Source organism: Pseudomonas emilianonis (assembly GCF_023072625.1).
GTDB classification, from domain to species: Bacteria; Pseudomonadota; Gammaproteobacteria; order Pseudomonadales; family Pseudomonadaceae; genus Aquipseudomonas; species Aquipseudomonas paraveronii.
Window position 1 is genome coordinate 1 of the sequence record NZ_JAKNRV010000076.1, and the last position, 18,302, is coordinate 18,302.

The 18,302-nt window shown below is 59.6% G+C and carries 15 protein-coding genes; 6 read left to right on the top strand and 9 right to left on the bottom strand.

Annotated features, from left to right (window positions below; all coding sequences use genetic code 11):
* Nucleotides 1-1,385: ATP-dependent DNA helicase (locus L9Z73_RS10830; RefSeq protein ID WP_247399922.1), on the top strand; the 1,385-nt coding region annotated here is incomplete at its 5' end.
* On the opposite strand, the gene L9Z73_RS10835 is transcribed toward L9Z73_RS10830, so the two are convergent.
* Complete coding sequence (locus L9Z73_RS10835; RefSeq protein ID WP_247399924.1) at nt 1,375-1,545, bottom strand: hypothetical protein; 171 nt, start codon at nt 1,543-1,545, stop codon at nt 1,375-1,377. The two genes, L9Z73_RS10830 and L9Z73_RS10835, sit on opposite strands and share 11 nt — an antisense overlap.
* A 99-nt stretch (nt 1,546-1,644) precedes the next feature.
* Between L9Z73_RS10835 and L9Z73_RS10840 the strand changes: the two genes are divergently transcribed.
* Nucleotides 1,645-2,565, top strand: coding sequence for an AraC family transcriptional regulator (locus L9Z73_RS10840; protein ID WP_247399926.1), 921 nt, complete (start codon nt 1,645-1,647; stop codon nt 2,563-2,565).
* Here the strand turns inward: L9Z73_RS10840 and L9Z73_RS10845 are convergent.
* Both L9Z73_RS10845 and L9Z73_RS10850 read right to left on the bottom strand, forming a co-directional pair.
* A complete protein-coding gene (locus L9Z73_RS10845; RefSeq protein ID WP_247399927.1) occupies nt 2,562-3,512 on the bottom strand; it encodes an alpha-E domain-containing protein in 951 nt (316 codons plus the stop codon). The two genes, L9Z73_RS10840 and L9Z73_RS10845, sit on opposite strands and share 4 nt — an antisense overlap.
* Nucleotides 3,513-3,514: 2 nt before the next feature.
* On the bottom strand, nt 3,515-4,924 hold the full coding sequence (locus L9Z73_RS10850; RefSeq protein WP_247399929.1) for a circularly permuted type 2 ATP-grasp protein: 1,410 nt from the start codon (nt 4,922-4,924) through the stop codon (nt 3,515-3,517).
* Between the two features lie 418 nt (nt 4,925-5,342).
* On the opposite strand from L9Z73_RS10850, the gene L9Z73_RS10855 reads away from it, so the two are divergent.
* Nucleotides 5,343-5,888, top strand: a complete 546-nt coding sequence (locus L9Z73_RS10855) for a hypothetical protein (RefSeq protein WP_247399939.1) — start codon at nt 5,343-5,345, stop codon at nt 5,886-5,888.
* 111 nt (nt 5,889-5,999) lie between these two features.
* Nucleotides 6,000-6,146 (top strand): hypothetical protein, encoded by a 147-nt coding sequence (locus L9Z73_RS10860; protein ID WP_247399941.1) that lies wholly within the window; start codon nt 6,000-6,002, stop codon nt 6,144-6,146.
* Between the two features lie 51 nt (nt 6,147-6,197).
* On the opposite strand, the gene L9Z73_RS10865 is transcribed toward L9Z73_RS10860, so the two are convergent.
* The 4 genes from L9Z73_RS10865 to L9Z73_RS10880 form a co-directional block, all read right to left on the bottom strand.
* Nucleotides 6,198-11,195: a glycosyltransferase family 32 protein gene (locus tag L9Z73_RS10865; RefSeq protein WP_247399943.1), complete on the bottom strand. Its 4,998-nt coding sequence runs from the start codon at nt 11,193-11,195 to the stop codon at nt 6,198-6,200.
* Nucleotides 11,196-11,493: 298 nt separating this feature from the next.
* Complete coding sequence (locus L9Z73_RS10870) at nt 11,494-12,057, bottom strand: GNAT family N-acetyltransferase (protein WP_247399945.1); 564 nt, start codon at nt 12,055-12,057, stop codon at nt 11,494-11,496.
* A gap of 100 nt (nt 12,058-12,157) precedes the next feature.
* Entirely contained in the window at nt 12,158-12,907 is a 750-nt protein-coding gene (locus tag L9Z73_RS10875) for a helix-turn-helix domain-containing protein (RefSeq protein ID WP_247399947.1), read from the bottom strand.
* A 210-nt stretch (nt 12,908-13,117) separates the two neighbouring features.
* Nucleotides 13,118-14,041, bottom strand: a complete 924-nt coding sequence (locus L9Z73_RS10880) for a universal stress protein (protein ID WP_247399949.1) — start codon at nt 14,039-14,041, stop codon at nt 13,118-13,120.
* A 243-nt stretch (nt 14,042-14,284) separates the two neighbouring features.
* Between L9Z73_RS10880 and L9Z73_RS10885 the strand changes: the two genes are divergently transcribed.
* Both L9Z73_RS10885 and L9Z73_RS10890 read left to right on the top strand, forming a co-directional pair.
* Complete coding sequence (locus tag L9Z73_RS10885) at nt 14,285-15,358, top strand: NAD(P)-dependent alcohol dehydrogenase (protein WP_247399951.1); 1,074 nt, start codon at nt 14,285-14,287, stop codon at nt 15,356-15,358.
* A 12-nt stretch (nt 15,359-15,370) separates the two neighbouring features.
* Nucleotides 15,371-16,609 carry an MgtC/SapB family protein gene (locus L9Z73_RS10890; RefSeq protein ID WP_247399953.1) on the top strand — a complete coding sequence of 413 codons (1,239 nt, stop codon included), beginning with the start codon at nt 15,371-15,373 and terminating at the stop codon, nt 16,607-16,609.
* 7 nt (nt 16,610-16,616) lie between these two features.
* Here L9Z73_RS10890 and L9Z73_RS10895 read toward each other — a convergent pair whose 3' ends face one another.
* Together L9Z73_RS10895 and L9Z73_RS10900 are read right to left on the bottom strand one after the other, a co-directional pair.
* Complete coding sequence (locus L9Z73_RS10895) at nt 16,617-17,981, bottom strand: sensor histidine kinase (protein WP_247399955.1); 1,365 nt, start codon at nt 17,979-17,981, stop codon at nt 16,617-16,619.
* Nucleotides 17,978-18,302: winged helix-turn-helix domain-containing protein (locus tag L9Z73_RS10900; RefSeq protein WP_247399957.1), on the bottom strand; the 325-nt coding region annotated here is incomplete at its 5' end. The genes L9Z73_RS10895 and L9Z73_RS10900, both read right to left, overlap by 4 nt.

Here is an 18,302-nt window from a genome sequence, read left to right on the forward strand (position 1 = left end):
ACGACCGCTTGCCCGCCGCGCGTAACGCTGCCGCCAAGGTGCGCCTGCTCGACCAGCGCAACCTGCGCGAGGTCGCCCTGGAGCACAGCGTCTGTCCGTATTACCTGAGCCAGGAAATGGCCCGTTGGACCGACCTGGTGGTCGCCGACTACAACTACTATTTCGACTTTGGCGCGCTGTTGTTCGGGCTGGCCCAACTCAACCAGTGGCGCGTCGCGGTGCTGGTGGACGAAGCCCACAACCTGGTGGAGCGCGCCCGTTCGATGTACAGCGCGAGCCTTGATCAGTACGCCCTCAAGACCGTGCGCGATATGGCGCCAGAGCCGTTGAAGAAACCCTTGCAGCGCCTGAATCGTGAGTGGAACGCCTTGCACAAGGACCAGCTCGCGCCGTATCAGGCCTACGCGGCCAAACCCGACAAAATGCTCCAGGCGCTGAGCCTTTGCGCCAGCGCCATGGGTGACTACTTCAACGACCACCCCGAGGCACTCAGTGGCGATCTGCAAGCCTTCTATTTTGAAGCACTGCAATTTGCCAAGGTCGCCGAGCTGTTCAACGAACATTTCATCTTTGATATCAGCCTGCGCCAACTGCGCGGCAAGCGCAGCGGTTCCACGTTGTGCCTGCGCAATGTGGTGCCCGCCGAATTCATCCGCCCGCGATTGACGGCGGCACGCAGCAGCGTGTTGTTTTCCGCCACGCTGAGCCCGCGCCACTACTACGCCGACCTGCTGGGCCTGCCGGCGGACACCGCCTGGGTCGATGTGGAATCACCGTTCAATGCCGCGCAATTGCGGGTGCGCATTGTCGATGAGGTCTCCACCCGGTTCGTGCATCGCCAGGCCTCACTGGAACCCATCGTTGAATTGATCGCCGAGCAGTTCGCCCGCCAACCGGGTAATTACCTGGCGTTCTTCAGCAGTTTCGATTATCTGCAACAAGTGGCGCTGTTGCTCGCCGAGCGACACCCACACATCGCACTGTGGCAGCAGTCACGCGGTATGGTCGAAACCGAGCGCCAGGCCTTTCTCGAGCAGTTCACCGAACACAGCCAGGGCGTTGGCTTTGCGGTACTGGGCGGCGCGTTTGGCGAAGGCATCGACCTGCCCGGCGCGCGCTTGATCGGCGCGTTCATCGCCACGCTGGGGCTGCCGCAACTGAACCCGGTCAACGAACACATGAAGCAGCGCATGGGCGCGATCTTCGGCTCCGGCTACGACTACACCTACTTGTACCCAGGCATTCAGAAAGTCGTGCAGGCGGCGGGGCGGGTAATCCGCAGCCAGCAGGACACAGGCGTGGTGATGTTGATCGATGATCGGTTTGGCGAAGCGCGGGTGCGACAGCTATTGCCACGGTGGTGGGCGATAGCGACTAAAGCGTGACGCCTGCGCCTGCCAATACGCGCACGGCTTCCAGGCCAATGCCTGAATAACCTCCGGTGACGATGGCAGTCATACCGTGCAAATCTTTACCCGCCAACGCTTGCAAAGCGGTTGTCGTGCCGTCGAATCCACTCTCGATAGGGCTTTGTGTATGGATCATAGGGCGCTCTCCATGAGGGGCGGCTATGTTCTCCCCTAGAGGCCGGACGCGAAACGGCCTAAAGTCCGTTTTTCTATCGCGATCGTCCGGAGATTTTTTATGGATAGCCTGTCCGAGGTGGTGGCACTGTTAAAGAGCCATCGTGCCTATTTCGCCGGCCTCAAGGCTGGCGGCGATTGGGCCCTGGATTTTCCGCCGCCGGAGGGCATCAAGTTCAACGCTGTGGTGGAGGGAAAGTGTTGGCTGGAAGTGGAGGGCATGCCGGTGCCGATCCCCTTGAGCGAGGGCGATTGCTTTTTGTTGACGCAAAACCGTCCGTGGAGGTTGTCCAGTAATCTTGCGCGGGAGGGCGTTGATGCGCGTGAGGTGTACCGTGACGCGGTGGGCGGTATTGCCCGTCTGGGTGAAACTGTGGATTTGTTCCTGATAGGCGGACGTTTTAGCTACGGTGACGACGCCCGGCTATTGCTGGAGGGGTTACCGCCGGTGGTGCGCATCAGTGCCAGGTCCGAGCAGGCCAGCGTTTTGCGCTGGTGCCTGGAGCGCTTGGCTCGGGAATATGCCAGCCCGATGCAAGGCGCGGCGTTGATGACCGAGCATCTGGCGCAAATGATGTTGGTGCAGATCCTGCGCCTCTATCAGTCATCCATGGGCGCCAGTACCACGGGTTGGTTGGCGGCGTTGAACGATCCGCGGTTGGCACCGGTACTGCAGCAAATACACGCCGCACCGGCACGCCGCTGGACCTTGAGCGACATGGCCGGTGTCGCGAGTCAGTCCCGATCGACCTTTGCCCTGCACTTCAAGCGGCGGGTCGGGATGGCGCCCCAGGAGTATCTGACTCGCTGGCGCATGCACCTGGCAGTAAAGGCCTTGAGCACTTCGGGCAGCAGCGTGTCCCGTATCGGCCAGTCACTCGGGTATCAGTCGGACAGTGCGTTCAGCAGTGCCTTCAAGCGCCTGATGAACTGCTCTCCTCGGGAATACCGCGAGCGAAAGGGCGCGCCCCTCGAGGTTTAAACCACCTCCAGATACGAGCTGTGAATCGCCCGCGCCAACTCGCGTACCGTGTCGATAAATTCCGTCAGGCGGCTGTGCAAGCCTTCTTCGAGGATTTCGTCGATCCCGGTATAGCGCAGCCGCGCTTCGAACTCGGCGGCCAAGCGCTGCGCGGTGCGGCCATAACTGCCCGGCAAGTCCGCCAGAATATGGCTCAGTTCCTCGATGCAGGCATGCAACGAGCGCGGCACATCACTGCGCAACAGCAGCAACTCCGACACCGAGCGTGCGTTCAACGCATTCGGATACAGCTCCGTGTACGCCTCGAATGACGACAAGGCGCGGAGCAGGGCGCTCCACTGGTAATAACCGCGCGCCGACAAGTCGCTGACTTCCTCCGATTCCTCGCCGAACATCTCGTAGCGCGCATCCAGCAGACGCAAGGTGTTGTCGGCGCGCTCGACAAAGGTCCCCAGGCGAATGAACCGATACGCGTCGTTGCGCATGATGGTGCCGGACGTCGCCCCGCGAAACAGGTGTGAACGTTGCTTGACCCAATCACAGAAGTGGCTGATGCCATGCCGCGCCAGCCCGCCGGCGGCGATGCTGCGCATTTCCAGCCAGGTGGCGTTGAGGTTTTCCCACATGTCGGCGGTAATGCGCCCGCGCACGGCATGGGCGTTGCCCCGCGCGGCGCGCAGGCAGTTGTAGATGCTGGCGGGGTTTTCTTCATCGAGGGCGAAGAAGTGCAGCATGCGTTCGGCATCCAGTTGGCCGTGGCGCTCCAGGTAGCTGTCCAGGGTGCCGCTGCTGAGCAACGACATCGCCAGTTCGTCGAGGCCATCGCTGCGCCCGGCCTGGGGCATCAATGACAGCGAATAGCTGACTTCGAGCATGCGTGCCAGGTTCTCGGCACGCTCCAGGTAACGGGACATCCAGTACAGATCTGCGGCGGTTCTACTCAACATACTCAGCCCTCCACCACCCAGGTGTCCTTGGTTCCGCCGCCTTGCGACGAGTTGACGATCAACGAGCCTTCGCGCAGCGCCACCCGTGTGAGGCCACCGGGTACCAGGCGGGTTTCCTTACCGGACAGCACGAACGGGCGCAGGTCGATATGCCGGGGGGCGATGCCGTTTTCGACAAACGTCGGGCAGGTGGAGAGGCTCAGGGTCGGTTGGGCGATATAGGCGTGTGGACGCGCCTTGATGCGTTGGCGGAAGTCCTCGATCTCGGCCGCCGTGGATGCGGGACCGACCAGCATGCCGTAGCCACCGGAGCCCTGGGTTTCCTTGACCACCAATTCCGGCAGGTGGGCCAGCACATGGGACAGCTCATCCGGCTTGCGGCATTGAAACGTCGGCACGTTTTGCAGGATCGGTTCTTCGTCCAGGTAGAAACGGATCATTTCCGGCACGTAGGGGTAGATCGACTTGTCGTCCGCGACGCCGGTGCCGATGGCGTTGGCCAGCACCACGTTGCCGGCGCAGTAGGCCGCGACCAGGCCAGGCACGCCGAGCATCGACTCCGGGTTGAACGCCTGCGGGTCGAGGAACGCGTCGTCGATACGCCGGTAGATCACGTCCACGGCCTTGGGACCGTCGGTGGTGCGCATGAACACCTTAAGGTCATGCACGAACAGGTCGGCGCCTTCCACCAACTCCACGCCCATTTCCCGGGCCAGGAACGCATGCTCGAAAAATGCGCTGTTAAAGCGCCCTGGCGTCAGCACCACCACATTGGGGTTGTCCAGGCGGCTGGCGCTTTTCAGGGTTTTCAACAGCAGGTTGGGGTAGTGGTCTACCGGCGCGATGCGCTGCTTGGCGAATACTTCGGGGAACAGGCGCATCATCATTTTGCGGTCTTCGAGCATGTAGCTCACGCCGCTGGGGGTGCGCAGGTTGTCTTCGAGCACGTAGTAGGTGCCGTCGCCATCGCGCACCAGGTCCACTCCGGAAATATGCGAGTAGATATCGCGGTGCAGGTCGAGGCCGACCATGGCCTTCTGGTAACCCTCGTTACCCAGCACCTGGTCCGCCGGAATGATCCCGGCCTTGATGATGCGCTGGTCGTGGTAGATATCGGCAAGGAACATGTTCAGCGCATTGACGCGCTGGATACAGCCGCGCTCGATGACGCTCCATTCACTGGCGGGGATGCTGCGGGGGATGATGTCGAAGGGGATCAGGCGCTCGGTGTCCTGCTCGTCGCCATACAAGGTGAAGGTGATCCCGGCGCGGTGGAACAACAGGTCGGCTTCGCGGCGACGCTGGGCCAGCAGTTCCGGTGGCGTATTGGCCAGCCAGCGGGAGAAATCCTGATAGTGCGCACGGCACACGCCGTGTGCGTCATTCATTTCATCAAAGAAAGATTGAGCCATTCCAGTACCTTGTCAGTGCCGAGGGAAGCGCGGGGGGCACTGCCGCTTTGAAAAACGCATTTTTATGAGCCCGTGGCGCAGGGTGCCATCGGGCCAGGTCCTTACTTTCTTATGGGGTCGGCTCTGGGTCGGGGGGTAACGAATGCTCCTGTATCCGGGCATGGCAGGTGAACGATGAATGGATTAAGCAATGCCTGTGCCGAAACCGCCAAACCGCCTCTATTCCCTTGTGGCGAGCGAGCTTGCTCGCGCTGGGCTGCGTAGCGGCCCCAAAAGACGGGAGCGCTGCGCACTCCAGCGCGAGCAAGCTCACTCACCACAATGGAGCGGTTTGCGCACTAGAACCGTGCACGAGCAAACTTGAACTTCACCCCAGCCACCGTTTTCCAAAGGGTTCAGCCCCTTAGGGAGCACTGATGTGCCCAGAATCATTTCACCCGACACCCCGGAATCGAGCCTGACCGATCACAGTGAACACAACGCGAAGATCTTCGGCTCCCCCAAGGACCGCCTGGACTTCTATCGCCGCGAAATCCAGTACGAAACCTCGATTCTGGCCAACCGCACGGACGCGTATCTCACGGCGCAGTCGTTCCTGGTGATTGCCTTCGTGTCCGGCATGGGCAACCTCAATCCGGAATGGGGCAAGCTGTTCACCCTGGTGGTGCCGGTGTTCCTGGCCTTGCTCGGCATTCTCAGTTCCCTGAATGCCTGGCCGGGGATTCGTGCCGCTTACGAGATCATCGATCACTGGCATTACAAGCAGAGCGAACTGTTGCGCAGCGAGCCCCTGATGGGCATGGCCTACGACGAATCGCCGCTGTTTTCCGAGATGGAGTCATCCCACAAGGGTTATCGCAAGTCCCTGCTGTTTTCCATGCGCGCGCCGTGGCTGTTCATGGTGTTCTGGGTGCTGCTCGGCGCCTATGCGTTTTACATCCAGGTGGATAACCCAGGCTCTTAACATTAATAGGAACTTTAACGGCCCACACAGAACCTTATCTTTATGCAGGCTGCGTTTTTCAAAGGAGCTGGCCTATGCGTACACAACCCAAGGTGGTTAGAGGAGGCGGTCATGTCAGCAGATCAGGACGAAGATCAGGACGAAGAGCTTAACGACCCCGGCAACGAAGACCCGGGGTCGCTGATGGATGATGCAGAAGTGCCGCTCAAGGACCCGGATGAAGCGGAGGACGCTGGCAGCCGTGAGCATCAGGACTGAGTGCTCATACCCTGCCAGCGTTAGCTGGCTGCCGGTATGAGCATTAGTTGATCATGTTCCGATCCAGGAGTGTTCAGCGCCAATCTTTATTTGGAACTGGTGAAGAAGTGACAGGTAGTGCTCCTTCATTTTTTTTATCTGGTTACCCAGCAGGTCCGGCGGAGTAATACCCTTGCTCGCATAATACTGGCGCGCTTCACTTTCAATATCGACTATTGGTCCGGATGAGACCAGTTTACCGTCGACAATCTTTGATTCTTTAGCCAATCCATCGAGGCCCAGATGGTACATGTCAGGTCTTTTTGACTTGAGCACGTCATCAAACATTGTTGGGCCTACCGTCTCGAAAATCTTACCTTCGTAGGTGCGAAATTCAGAGGTGTACTGGATTTCCCCGCCGGGCCCTCTGGTGACGGTCGGGCGGTTGCTTTCAAAGTAAGTTTTGTTAGCGGAAAACCGCTGGTTCATCTGCGCGATCATATCGTTAATCACCGGATTGTCAGGCTGTGTCGCAAAGTTACTGGTGTTGTAGAAGGGTTTGTAGTCCGTAATAGTATGGGCTACGGGTCTGTTAAGCAGAATGTCGCTGGAGCCCGCCTTCAATGCGGTAGCACCAATATTGACTGGAATCGCATCATCGGTGTCGAGGTAAATGCCTCCGTATTTATTCATCAGTGGATAACGGGCGACGTCCGAAGTGGCGGCGAGATTTTTGCCTTGCCCCTGGCGAAAGTAGTTGTACATTTCAGTGTCTTTCAACTGTTTGAAAAAGTCGTCCTCGTGCAAGTTCATGACGCTTAGGCCAGGCGCCTGGGCGTGCAATTTGCTTTTGATTTTTTCAAACATCGCCGGGCTGTCTGCATCGACATGGACAATAGATTTATACCCAGGTGCATGGGCGGAATTGTTGGCGATATTTTCTATCAGGTTCGGCGGGATATCACTGCCAGCCCAAAAATAGTGAATCTGTTTGGGGATGGGCTGAGCATCTTTTGGAATCCGTAAAATTGTCGGAGGGGAGACATCAACATATTTAAACGCGCGGGCATCGATTTTTTTAGCCTGTTTAAACTCACTCAGTGTTCCCCGTTGCCATTTTCCTTTGCCACTCCTCCAGAAGTAAGCCTGGTCTTGGGCATCGTTGGCTGTTTTGAGGTCGCTGGATTTCCACGTACCGGCATAGCTGTTGAAGGAGACTTCATGTTCTACGCCCTTGTAGTTCAGCGAATAGGGACGTGCCGGGTTTCCCGTCAGGTGGATATCGTCCACCGGGACTAAGTAGGTATTTTCTCCGGGTTTCCAAGGGTTGCCCCCCGCGCCCCCCAGGAGGCGGTCGGTTCTGGAGAGCGGCTCCCATCCGGAAGGCCCCAGATCCCTGACCGGTAGGTCTGGCCCGGTGCGCGCCGGATGCCGGATAACTCGCTGGCCATCCTTGAGGTGTGACTCATAAAACGTACCATCGATTTTTACATATTCTTTTTTACTGCGACCCACGTATACATTGGACTGTAAGCCTTTTGTCGATAACTCTTGGGGCGCAATGTGCTTGACCTCATAGCCCAACAAATCGGCGTCCATCGACCTCACGTCACCATTGGCCGCGACTCGGCTCGGTTTGAAATCTGTCAGCGGAGCGCCGAAGGCACGTTTATTGATCGCATCGTAACGATGCCAATTACCTTGAAACAAAACCACGTTACCTTCAACGGTCTCTTGCCCCACGGTGAATGTGCCAGTTGCTGCCACGCCGTGCTGCTGACTGGCAGTCTTCGTCACATCATTACTGCCGATCGAGTGCAGGCTATCGGGGTCATTTAACCTCGGCGTGTCGACGCTGAAATTGTCCAGCGGCTTGCCGTAAGCCTGCTTCGTGAGCGGATCGTAGGCGTACCACTTATTGGTCGCCTCATCGAATTTGCCCAGCGCTTTGCTTTCGCGTGTGCCGTTGGCGGCTTTGAGTGTGCCTTCGGCGACATCGGTTTTTTTCGCCAACTCAAGTAGATCGACACCTCGGTAAGAGCCGCGCAGATGTTTGACCCCCTTGAACGCTGTGCTGACACCTTTACGCAGGCCGCCCGCCACTCCGCGAGCCAGGTCGGCAACCCCGTCCAATGGATTGAGTGCGCCCACGGTCGCGCGCCCTATAATCTTGGCAACCTGACCCGCCTTGGCAATTGTCGACGCGCCGGCCACCGCGACTTTCGCGCCTTTTGCCGCGGCGCCCAAGCCGACGGCGAAACCAAAGATATCGAAGGTAAGATCGACAACGCCCCCACCAATATTGCCGTTGGTGAAATTAACAATGGCTGATCGGAACGGGATCAGGTTGAGCGCGATCTCTTCAACGGTCTCATGCAGCGGTACTTCAGAGTCGAAGGTGGTTTTGCCCTTGGCGTACTTCTCCACCGCAGGCAAGTTGATATCCTCTATCAATGCATCAACGATGTATTGGGTTCTAGCGCTACTGAAACTATTAGGTGCGCCTTGTGCATCTTTGTTTTCATGCGTTATCCCCGCTGTAGAGTGACCTGCGGGTTTTACCTGATCAAAACGTTTACCTGCCTTTATAGAGTGAACCGTCGGCTCATAGTCCCGATAAGTCTTGTCCGGCAGCTTGGTCACCGTCCCTTTTAGTCGGTCGATTTCATAGGTCATGCGCTGGCCATTGCGCTCGGTCTCGACCAGCAGAACACCGTCTGAAACGCGCCTGGGCTGATCGGCGCGATGGAACTCCATTTCTTTACGGATTGTTATTTTGCCAAACTCCAGATTCTGCCGATCTTCCAGCGGCTGCTTCGAAATAAGGTGTTTGAGCTGCGCGGCGGTAGTTTTTTTGACGGCACTGGAGTAGTCCGGGAACGTCTCGTTGAATATCTTCGTCGGGCGCGGTAGTTCGTTAAGCCGTTCCAGTACATCGTTAACGTTGAACCCGTCCGAGGAGGACACCCATGCGCTGGGACGACCGTCCGGCTGCAGGGTGACGCCGCCAAATGTCAGTAGGTTCACGAAACTACGGCCCGCTTCCCCCCAGTTATCCGCTGAGTCCGGTGCGGCGTTGAGTCCTCGACCATCGATATACATGTCCAGTATCGAGTAAGGCCCGGGGAAGTGCCGGTTGGAAGGCTGCAGGGTGATGGTTTTTTCTTCGAACAGTTTCGGGTCGACGTGAGGCAGGGCTACTTTTAACTGTTCCAGCGCAATGCCCCTCGTCGTCGGCATCTGCCCGATTTGCATTTGCGCAGCCTCTTTCAACTCGCGAATCTGCGCACTGTAGGCCTCGCGGGCGGTCGTCATCGAGGCATCCGTCGACGGATAATCCATACCGTTGGCAACGGCCCAGTGTTTGATGGCGTCGGTCTGGGCGGCATATTCGACAGTGCGTTCGTCGTCAGAGATCGGCGCAACGCTGGCTTCGAGCATAACGTCTGCATAGCTCATCGACGCGGTGTTTCCCGGCGCTTTGTCTTCGATTCTGGCCGCCGCCGTGGCAAAGCTGACCCAACTGTGGGTGCCCACGACGACGCCTTCCGGAATGTCCTTGATCAGGAATTCCGGAGCCCGGCTGGCCAGCAGCAGGTGAGCCTGAATCATGGCCTTTTGCGGGGATGAGGCGTTGCCTTTGGCGACCAGGTGATCAGCCAGTTCCTGGATAACCGCTGATGGTTTTTTGCCCGAGTTCTCAGCCGATACCAGCCGATAGCCTTCAATTTGGCCAGGGGCTTGGTGATCGACCTCGTCGCCAGGGACACTGGCGCTTTCGTTGTTCAAGGCCGTGAGCAGCCAGTCAGAAGCGCTGCCTTTGACGCCCCGCGCCTCGAACGCTGTCTGAATGGCTTCACCCAGCGCCTTGCCTCTGGGCGATGCGATCAAGGTATCGATCAGCTGTCGCGGGTTGCTCTGTTGCGCCGGGGAAATTGTCCTGCCGCTGAGCAGATAGTCCAGGACATTGTTTGACGGTCCTAAGTCAACATCGCCAATTTTGCCTGTGCCAATATCGGCCTTCAGCTGTTGCAGGTCGCCCTGGTCCAGCGGCACAGGCCAAGCCTGCGCCCCGCCGAGATTGCCGTGCGTTGGCATCTTGGGCGCCGGGGTCGAGAGGGCGGTCGCGAGGTTCTCCAACTGTTCGTGATCGGTGGGAATATGCCAGCCATGATCTTCCAGGAATTGCACGAGGCTGACCCTGTTCGATTGGCTAGCACCGATGGGTTGGTAGGTGCTTGCCGAAGACAGAGAGATCGTCCTCTTCTTCAGTTCATTCTGGATTTCCCCAGCCGACTTCGCGCCACTGTCCGCGGACGTTGCCAGGTGGCGCAACTCGCTGACCGCCTCATAGCGGTTGATGATATCGCCCGATACCGCTTTCTGGTCTTGCAGTGCGTCCTCGCTACGCGCACTCATCAAGCCTGCGGAGGTGTTTGGGTCCAGCGGTGTAAAACGTTGCTCTCGCCCCATTTCTTCTGCACGCCTGCGCATGGCGGGTGCCGTGAGGTCCTCCCGTTCTTGATAAAAGCGTCCCACTATCCACCTTGAAACAGGCTGGTCGAGATTGGTTGCCGGAGGCGTGATGGTGGTGTCGGCATGGCCCGCGTTGATGACTCGCGCGGCCTTGAGGATAGGGGTGCTGATCGACGCCCAGCGCCTGTCGTCCTGCCCCACGGTGTTTAGCTTCTGTTCGGGGTCAAGCGACCGCTTGAGCCTGAAGGAGATTTGGCCTGATTCCGGTTTGAGCGTTATCGACGTAGGGTCAATACCTTTATCCCTGATCCACTGAAGGACGTCGGGTGATTGGAAGGCGTCATGTAAACGCCCCCACCACTGACCGAATGTGGAATTGGGCGGGATAGCACTGATTTTGCTGTTTCTTTCGCCATTGGCGGCATGGAACAGCGCAAAGCTATATTCGGCCGCCAACTCACGATCGCCTTCGGTGCGAGCGTCGCCTGTCGGCTCAGTTGGGGCAGGGGCTTCGCGTTTATGTCTGGCGAGTGGCAGGTGGGATGGGTCGAGTGGTTGGGGCGGCGCGGTGATGTGATTGGAAACACTGATCATAAGGTCTGTCGCCTGAGGTTACGAGATTACGCCAGGGCTTGTGCAGCGCCCGTGGCGTTAACCTTGTGTAGCGACGCAGGCTGTCTTGATTCCTTCACTCAGCCAAAAGACGGTTACCCGGTGTTTCCACCTTGTGCGGGCAACCGCTAACCCGTGGCGAGGGAGCTTGCTCCCGTTGGACTGCGTAGCAGTCCCCTCTGTCGGGGCCGCTTCGCATCCCAGCGGGAGCAAGCTCCCTCGCCACAGTGACAGTGTTCGTCCTTAACTGACGGGCATTACTTTTACCGGGCGCTGATGCTCAGAGCACCACGCTGCTGATCACCTGGGTAGCGTCATCGGGGTCGGTTACGGTGTGGAAGCCCAGGGCATGGTTCAGTTCACGTAACGGGGCGTTGGTCGCTTCATCGACCGTGTACATCAACGTGAAGCCGTTTTTTCGCGCGGCGGTCATCAGGTGCTGCATCAAAATGCGCCCTAGCCCCAGGTGCTGCCAAGGGTCAGCCACGGTAACCGCGCATTCGCATTCATGCTCCTTGGCTGCGGCATAGCGCGCGACGCCGATCTCGATCAGCTTGCCGTTGTCATGCACCAGAGCAATAAATGCCACACGTTGCTGATTGTCGACGTCCATCAATTGATCGAGCAGGGTCTTGCCGGGCTCGTTGATTTCACCGAGGAAACGCGCGTGCCGGGACTCTCGGGACAAACCCTTGATGAAGTTGTATTCGCGTTCCCGGTCGTCGGCTCTCAACGGACGGATCAACACATGGCGGCCGTCATCAAGCGCTTCGACCCAGTGTTCGTGCGGGACGGCCGCATAGGCGGGAGCGGCTTGCCGGTTGTGCTCTGCAATGGTGGGCATGGTAAAACCTCCGTGTTGGGGCGGCAGGAACAGCGCCCTGTTGCGTCGGTTCTACGCCTTTGCTCACCGGTAAATCTGATGTGGATCAGATGAAGCCCTGTTACTCGGCGCCATGGCGATGACAGCCGGCGATAAACGTCTTGAGTTTCGGCATGTCGAGAATCTCGACATTGCGTGCGCTGATATGCACCAGGCCCAGTTTGCGCAACTGGGCAATACTGCGGCACACCGTCTCCAGTCGCAGACCCAGGTAAGAGCCAATTTCTTCGCGTCTCATGCGCAATACAAATGATCGCGGTGAATAGCCACGTGTACTCATCCGCATCGATAGATTCAATACAAATGCACAAAGCCGCTCGTCGGCGTTCATATTGCCCATCTGCAACAGCATGCCGTGATCACGCACTATTTCGCGGCTCATGATTTTATTCAAGTTATGTTGCAATGACGGTATTTGACTGGCCAGTCGTTCAAGTTGATTGAAGTGCAGAGGGCACACCTCGCTGTCTTCCAGTGCAATGGCATTGCAGGCATGGGTGTCGGCGCTGATGGCGTCGAGTCCGAGCATCTCCCCGGCCATTTGAAAGCCGGTGACTTGTTCACGGCCGTCCATGGACAGTATGCACGTCTTGAAAAACCCGGTACGCACGGCGTAGAGCGAGCGCAACGGATCTGCGGTGCGATACAGCGAAGCCCCTTTTTTCACTTTGACGCGTTGTGGAATCAGTGTGTCCAGGCGACCCACTTCGAGATCGGTCAGGCCTAGGGGCAAGCACAGCTCTAAAACGCCGCAACTGGCGCAGGTTGTTTTTAAATGTTGGACCTGTACAAGACTGGGTGTTGACTTCATTACACTAGCCTCTTGCACACATATATTCCCTTTACTAAACATCCAAACATGGGAGAAAGATAGGTGCAAAGTTTATATAGTCGTGCCGCTGATCGCTTTCGCGTGCAATGAGTCTCGCGCCGCCCTCCAGATGAATGTTTTTTGCATGCCCCTCGCTGCGAGGGCTACAGCGAGGGTGTGCCAACTATCGCGTGTGCGATCCGACGACGTTCAGTCGAGCACTTCCGGTTTAACCATCCAGACACTGCATGGCATTTTATACAGTAGCGTTTCGGCGGTGCTGCCGAGCAGGCGCGACAGGCCGCGATGACCGACCCGGCCCATGACGATCACATCGACGTTGTAGGCATCGGCATAGCTGGAGAGCACTTTCGCCGGGTTACCCAGGATCATATGGCGCTGTGCCGGCGGAATACCGTTGCGTGCGGCCAGGTCATTGAAGGCCTTGCCCTGTTCGTCGAACAGCCGTTTGGCGGCCACAGAAGAGAAGAACCCGGCGCCGCTGCCAAACCCATACTCCTGGGCCCCAAGGTCGGACAAGTCATGAGCGTAGATCACTTCTACCTCGGCATCACACGCTGTCGCCAATTTGACGGCTTCATGCAGGATGCGGTCGTTAAGGCTGTCGTAATGCTCGTCGTGATGGAACGGGTCGACGGCCGCTACGATCTTGCGCGGTAACGCGTGCTGGGCCCCGCTGACAAAATGCAGTGGCACCGGGCATTCGCGAATCAGGTGGACGTCCAACGGCGTAAATATAAAGCGCGATAGTAGTGACTCATGCTCCAGTGCCTTGATCACCAAGGCCATAGGCTCTTCCTTTAGACGAATCAGGAGTTCCTGCAGCGGGCTCTCCACCCAGGCCACTTCGGTGGTGACGGTCAGGCCGAGATTGCGCAAGGGCCTGGCCTGATCTTCCAGCCACTGGTGATGGCGCTCAACGTAGCCAATACGCATTTGTTCCAGGGCTTGCTCGTTGACCAGACCGGCGGTGGCCAGGCCTTCCAGATAGTCGAAGGCGAGGATGTGCAGCGCGGCACCTTCAGCCTTGGCCAGGGCGGCGGCCCGGTCGAAGGCGGGGCTGTGTTCCATCAGCGGCGAAACCAGCAACAAGTAACGTGCTTGAGCAGACATGGGCAATCTCCCTTGGGTAACCAGCAGATAACATCGGGCAGTGATGCTTGCCTCAGATCATGGCGCCGGGCGCCAGCGCCGGTTTGACTTGCATCAAGTCGCCTTGAGCCCGGGCAATGTCGGCGACATCCGGTCGGGTGCCGCGATCAATCAGGGGATTGTTGATCATGATCAACTTGCGCGGCGTCATCGCGGTGCAGTCTGAGTGCCATTCAGGCTTTTCCAGACGCAGGAGGTCACGCCATGGCAACCATGAAAGCAGCTGTCTTCGTTGAAAAAAACCGCATCGTCCTCGACGACAAACCCATCCCCGAAGTCGGCCCGCTGGATGCCCTGGTGCGCATCACCACCACGACCATCTGCGGTACCGACGTGCATATCCTGCGTGGTGAATACCCGGTGGCCAAAGGGCTGACCGTGGGCCACGAACCGGTGGGCGTGATCGAGCGGCTGGGTTCCCAGGTGCGCGGTTTCGTTGAGGGCCAGCGCGTCATCGCCGGCGCCATCACGCCCAGCGGGCAAAGTTATGCCTGCCTGTGCGGATGCGGCTCCCAGGACGGCCCCGACACCCGCCATGGCTTTCGCGCAGCGGGCGGCTGGAAATTCGGCAATACCCTCGACGGCTGCCAGGCCGAATACGTGCTGGTCCCCGATGCGCTGGCCAACCTGTGCCCGATCCCCGATGGCCTGAGCGACGAACAGGTGCTTATGTGTCCGGACATCATGTCCACCGGTTTTTCCGGTGCCGAGCGTGGCGAGGTGAGCATCGGCGATACCGTCGTGGTATTCGCCCTCGGGCCGATCGGCCTGTGCGCGGTGGCAGGCGCCCGGCTCAAAGGCGCGTCGATGATCATCGGCGTCGACGGCGTCAGCGAGCGCATGAACGTCGCCCGCGGCCTGGGGGCTACCCATATCGTCGACTTCAAGAAAGGCGATGTGGTCGAGCAGATCCTCGCGCTGACCGATGGCCGCGGGGTCGATGTGGCCATCGAGGCCTTGGGCACCCAAGGTACATTCGAGTCGGCATTGCGCGTACTGCGTCCAGGTGGCCGGGTATCGAGCCTGGGCGTGTACTCCAGCGACCTGCGGATTCCCTACGATGCATTTGGCGCCGGACTGGGGGACTACAGCATCGTGTCGACCCTGTGCCCCGGTGGCAAGGAACGCATGCGCCGCTTGCTGGCCGTGGTGGCCAGCGGCGGGGTGGATCTGTCGCCCCTGGTCACGCACCGTTTCAAACTCGACGATATCGAGGCAGCCTATGAGCTGTTTGCCCATCAGCGTGACGGTGTTATGAAAGTCGCGATCACGCCCTGAAGGCACCTGTAAATGACGCAGACCCTAGGGCTGGCAGGCGCTGCGGTGGCGCTGGGCATTGGCATGCTGATCGGCCTTGAGCGCGAGCGCCACAAGGGCGAGGGTGAGCTGCGCGCTTTTGCCGGTCTGCGCACCTTTTCCATCACCGCGTTACTGGGCTACGTTGCGCAGCAAGTCGGTGGCGGCCTGCTGCTGGGGCTGATCGCCGGGTGCCTGGCCGTGATCGTCAGCACCGCTTACTGGAAGAGCCGTGACAACGACCCGGGGATCACCAGCGAAGTCGCGTTGCTCACGGTGCTGGTGCTGGGCGCCTGGTGTGGGGTCGCTCCCGAACTGGCCACGGCCATCGGCGTGGTCATGGCCGGCCTGCTGGCCTACCGCGACAAGCTGCACAACTTTGTCCGCAGCCAATTGACCGATGTAGAAATGCGCGACGGCCTGTTGCTGCTGGTCGTTGCGTTGGTGGTCTTGCCGCTGGCGCCGGATCGCATTATCGGCCCCTATGGGGCACTGAACCCGCGCACCATCTGCACGTTGACGGTGTTGTTGATGGCGGTCGGCGCGGTAGGGCATGTGGCGGTGCGCGCGCTGGGGCCGCGTTATGGCTATGTTGTGGGTGCCATTGCTTCGGGGTTCGCTTCCAGTACCGTGACCGTTGCCGCCATGGGCCACATTGCCGTCAAAGAGCCGGAGCACCTGCGCACCCTGGCGGCGGCGGCCATTCTCTCGAATATTGCGACGGTGACCCAAGTGGCGCTGATCCTCGGCACCGTGGAGCCGACGCTGCTGTCGCAAATGGCCTGGCCGCTGCTCGCCGGGTTTGCCACCACCGCGTTGTACGGTGCGTGCCTGATGCTGCGCGCGCCGCCGGCAGGTGCCAGCCAAGCGATCCAGGTGGGCGGCGCATTCGACCTCAAGCTGGCGCTGATCATGGTCTTGACCCTGAGCGGCATTACCTTCTTGTCGTCGCTGATGCTTTATCACTTCGGTCAGGTCGGCGTGATGTTGACCGCCACCCTGAGTGGTTTTGCCGACGCCCACGCGTCCATCGCCTCGATTGCCGCCCTGGCCACCAGCGGCCAGCTTTCCCTGGCGTCTGCGGCCATCCCGGTGTTGCTGGCCATCAGTTGCAACGCGCTGAGCAAGTGCCTGGTGGCCTGGGTCAGTGGCGGTCGTCGATTTGCGGCCTACGTGATTGCCGGGCAGGTCCTGCTGATCGGTGCGATGTGGCTGGGCACATTGGTCGGCTAGCGTCCCGTCAACCCGGGATTTCCAGGGTCGCCCGCAGGCCGCCGGCCGCCAGGTTTTCCAGGCGCACCTGGCCTCCCAGGCGCTGGGCGATGGTTTGTACGATGGTCAGGCCCAGGCCTGCGCCTTGGGCATTACCACGGCTGTAGAAACGCTCGAACAGCCGTTCGCGCTGGCTCTCGTCGATGCCGGGGCCTTGATCGTCGACGGTGAGGGCGAAACGCTGGGCGTTTTTGCGCAAGCCCACGGTGATCACGCCCTGATCCGGGGAGAAATTCGCGGCGTTGGTCACCAGGTTGGTCAGGGCGATATTGATCGCGGCGGCATCGGTATTTACGGGGTATGGACCATCCTCGACGTCGAATACCAGTTCGAGGCCTTTGCTCAGCAGCCACGGCGTCAACTGAATCAGGGTTTCGCGCACCGTGGTCGCCAGGTCGATGGTCTGTATCGGCGGTTGCCCGGCGCCGGGTTCCAGGCGCGCCATGGTCAGCAATTGGTTGACCAGACGGCTGGTGCGGTCGACGCCGGCGATCAGAAAGGCCAGGGATTCGCGCCGTTCGGTTTCGGTGCCGGCTTCCAGCAGGTTCTGGGCATGCACCCGCAATACCGCCAGTGGCGTGCGCATTTCATGGGCTGCATCGGCAATGAAGCGTCGCTCGCGGCCGAGCATTTCCTGGATCTGCGCCAGCATGCGGTTCAGCGCCGCCTGCATCGGCTCAAGCTCCGTGGGCAGCGGGGTCAGTTGCATCGGTTCGAGGGAGCCGGAATGCCGCGCGCGCAGGGTCGCGGCCATATCGGCCAGGGGCTTTAGACCCCAGCCGATTGCCAGCCAGACCATCGCGGCGAGAATCAGGCTACCCAGTACGTTGGGCCATAAGGTATGCCGCACGATGCGCTGCACCAGGTCGGTGCGCACATCGTCGCGTTCGCCCACCCAGATCCGCAGGCCGTTGTCCTTGTCCTTGAGGACGAAGCCGCGCCATTGACGGCCGTTCAGGTCGTCGACGTTGCTGAAGCCGGGCTGGGTGGGCGCCGGGACAAATGAGGGGGCGCTGGCGGTAAACACCAGCAGTTCGCCCTTGGGGTTCCACACCTGGAAGGCGACTTTGCTTTCATAGGGGTGCCCATCGACCTTGGGTACTGCTTCGCCCAAGGCTTTGTTGAAGGCGCGGTACAGGTCTTCCTGGTCTTGGCTGGCCAACGGCATGCTCATCACGCCCTGGAGCAGGCGGGCGTTCTGTGCCAGTTGTGCGTCATAGACTTCGGCGATTTCGTGGTTGCTGTCATGCAGGTTGAGCACGCTGATCAACAACAGCCCGGCGAGCAGCAGGCCAATGATCAGGGTCAGGGTACGCCGCCGAATAGAAGTCATCCGCGCTCCTCCACCAGGTAGCCGACGCCGCGAACGGTGCGGATCAGCTCGCTGGAGAATTTCTTGCGCAGATGATGGATATGCACCTCCAGGGTGTTGCTTTCAGCTTCTTCGTTCCAGCCGTAGAGCAACTGCATCAACTGGTCGCGGGTCATGACGCGGCCAGGTGGCGACAGCAGTTCGTGCAGCAGCTGATATTCCTTGGGGGTGAGCAACACCGGTTCGCCGTGGTAGCTGACTTGTTGCGTGCTCGGGTCCAGGCAGATGCCGGCGTGTTCGATCATGACCCGCGCACGGCCGGCGCTGCGGCGCAGCAACGCG

Excerpts from the sequence above, each read along its gene's own strand:
- L9Z73_RS10835 (WP_247399924.1), bottom strand. The coding sequence starts at position 1,545 with ATGATCCATACACAAAGCCCTATCGAGAGTGGATTCGACGGCACGACA.
- L9Z73_RS10840 (WP_247399926.1), top strand. The coding sequence starts at position 1,645 with ATGGATAGCCTGTCCGAGGTGGTGGCACTGTTAAAGAGCCATCGTGCC.
- L9Z73_RS10845 (WP_247399927.1), bottom strand. The coding sequence starts at position 3,512 with ATGTTGAGTAGAACCGCCGCAGATCTGTACTGGATGTCCCGTTACCTG.
- L9Z73_RS10850 (WP_247399929.1), bottom strand. The coding sequence starts at position 4,924 with ATGGCTCAATCTTTCTTTGATGAAATGAATGACGCACACGGCGTGTGC.
- L9Z73_RS10860 (WP_247399941.1), top strand. The coding sequence starts at position 6,000 with ATGTCAGCAGATCAGGACGAAGATCAGGACGAAGAGCTTAACGACCCC.
- L9Z73_RS10865 (WP_247399943.1), bottom strand. The coding sequence starts at position 11,195 with ATGATCAGTGTTTCCAATCACATCACCGCGCCGCCCCAACCACTCGAC.
- L9Z73_RS10870 (WP_247399945.1), bottom strand. The coding sequence starts at position 12,057 with ATGCCCACCATTGCAGAGCACAACCGGCAAGCCGCTCCCGCCTATGCG.
- L9Z73_RS10875 (WP_247399947.1), bottom strand. The coding sequence starts at position 12,907 with ATGAAGTCAACACCCAGTCTTGTACAGGTCCAACATTTAAAAACAACC.
- L9Z73_RS10880 (WP_247399949.1), bottom strand. The coding sequence starts at position 14,041 with ATGTCTGCTCAAGCACGTTACTTGTTGCTGGTTTCGCCGCTGATGGAA.
- L9Z73_RS10885 (WP_247399951.1), top strand. The coding sequence starts at position 14,285 with ATGGCAACCATGAAAGCAGCTGTCTTCGTTGAAAAAAACCGCATCGTC.
- L9Z73_RS10890 (WP_247399953.1), top strand. The coding sequence starts at position 15,371 with ATGACGCAGACCCTAGGGCTGGCAGGCGCTGCGGTGGCGCTGGGCATT.
- L9Z73_RS10895 (WP_247399955.1), bottom strand. The coding sequence starts at position 17,981 with ATGACTTCTATTCGGCGGCGTACCCTGACCCTGATCATTGGCCTGCTG.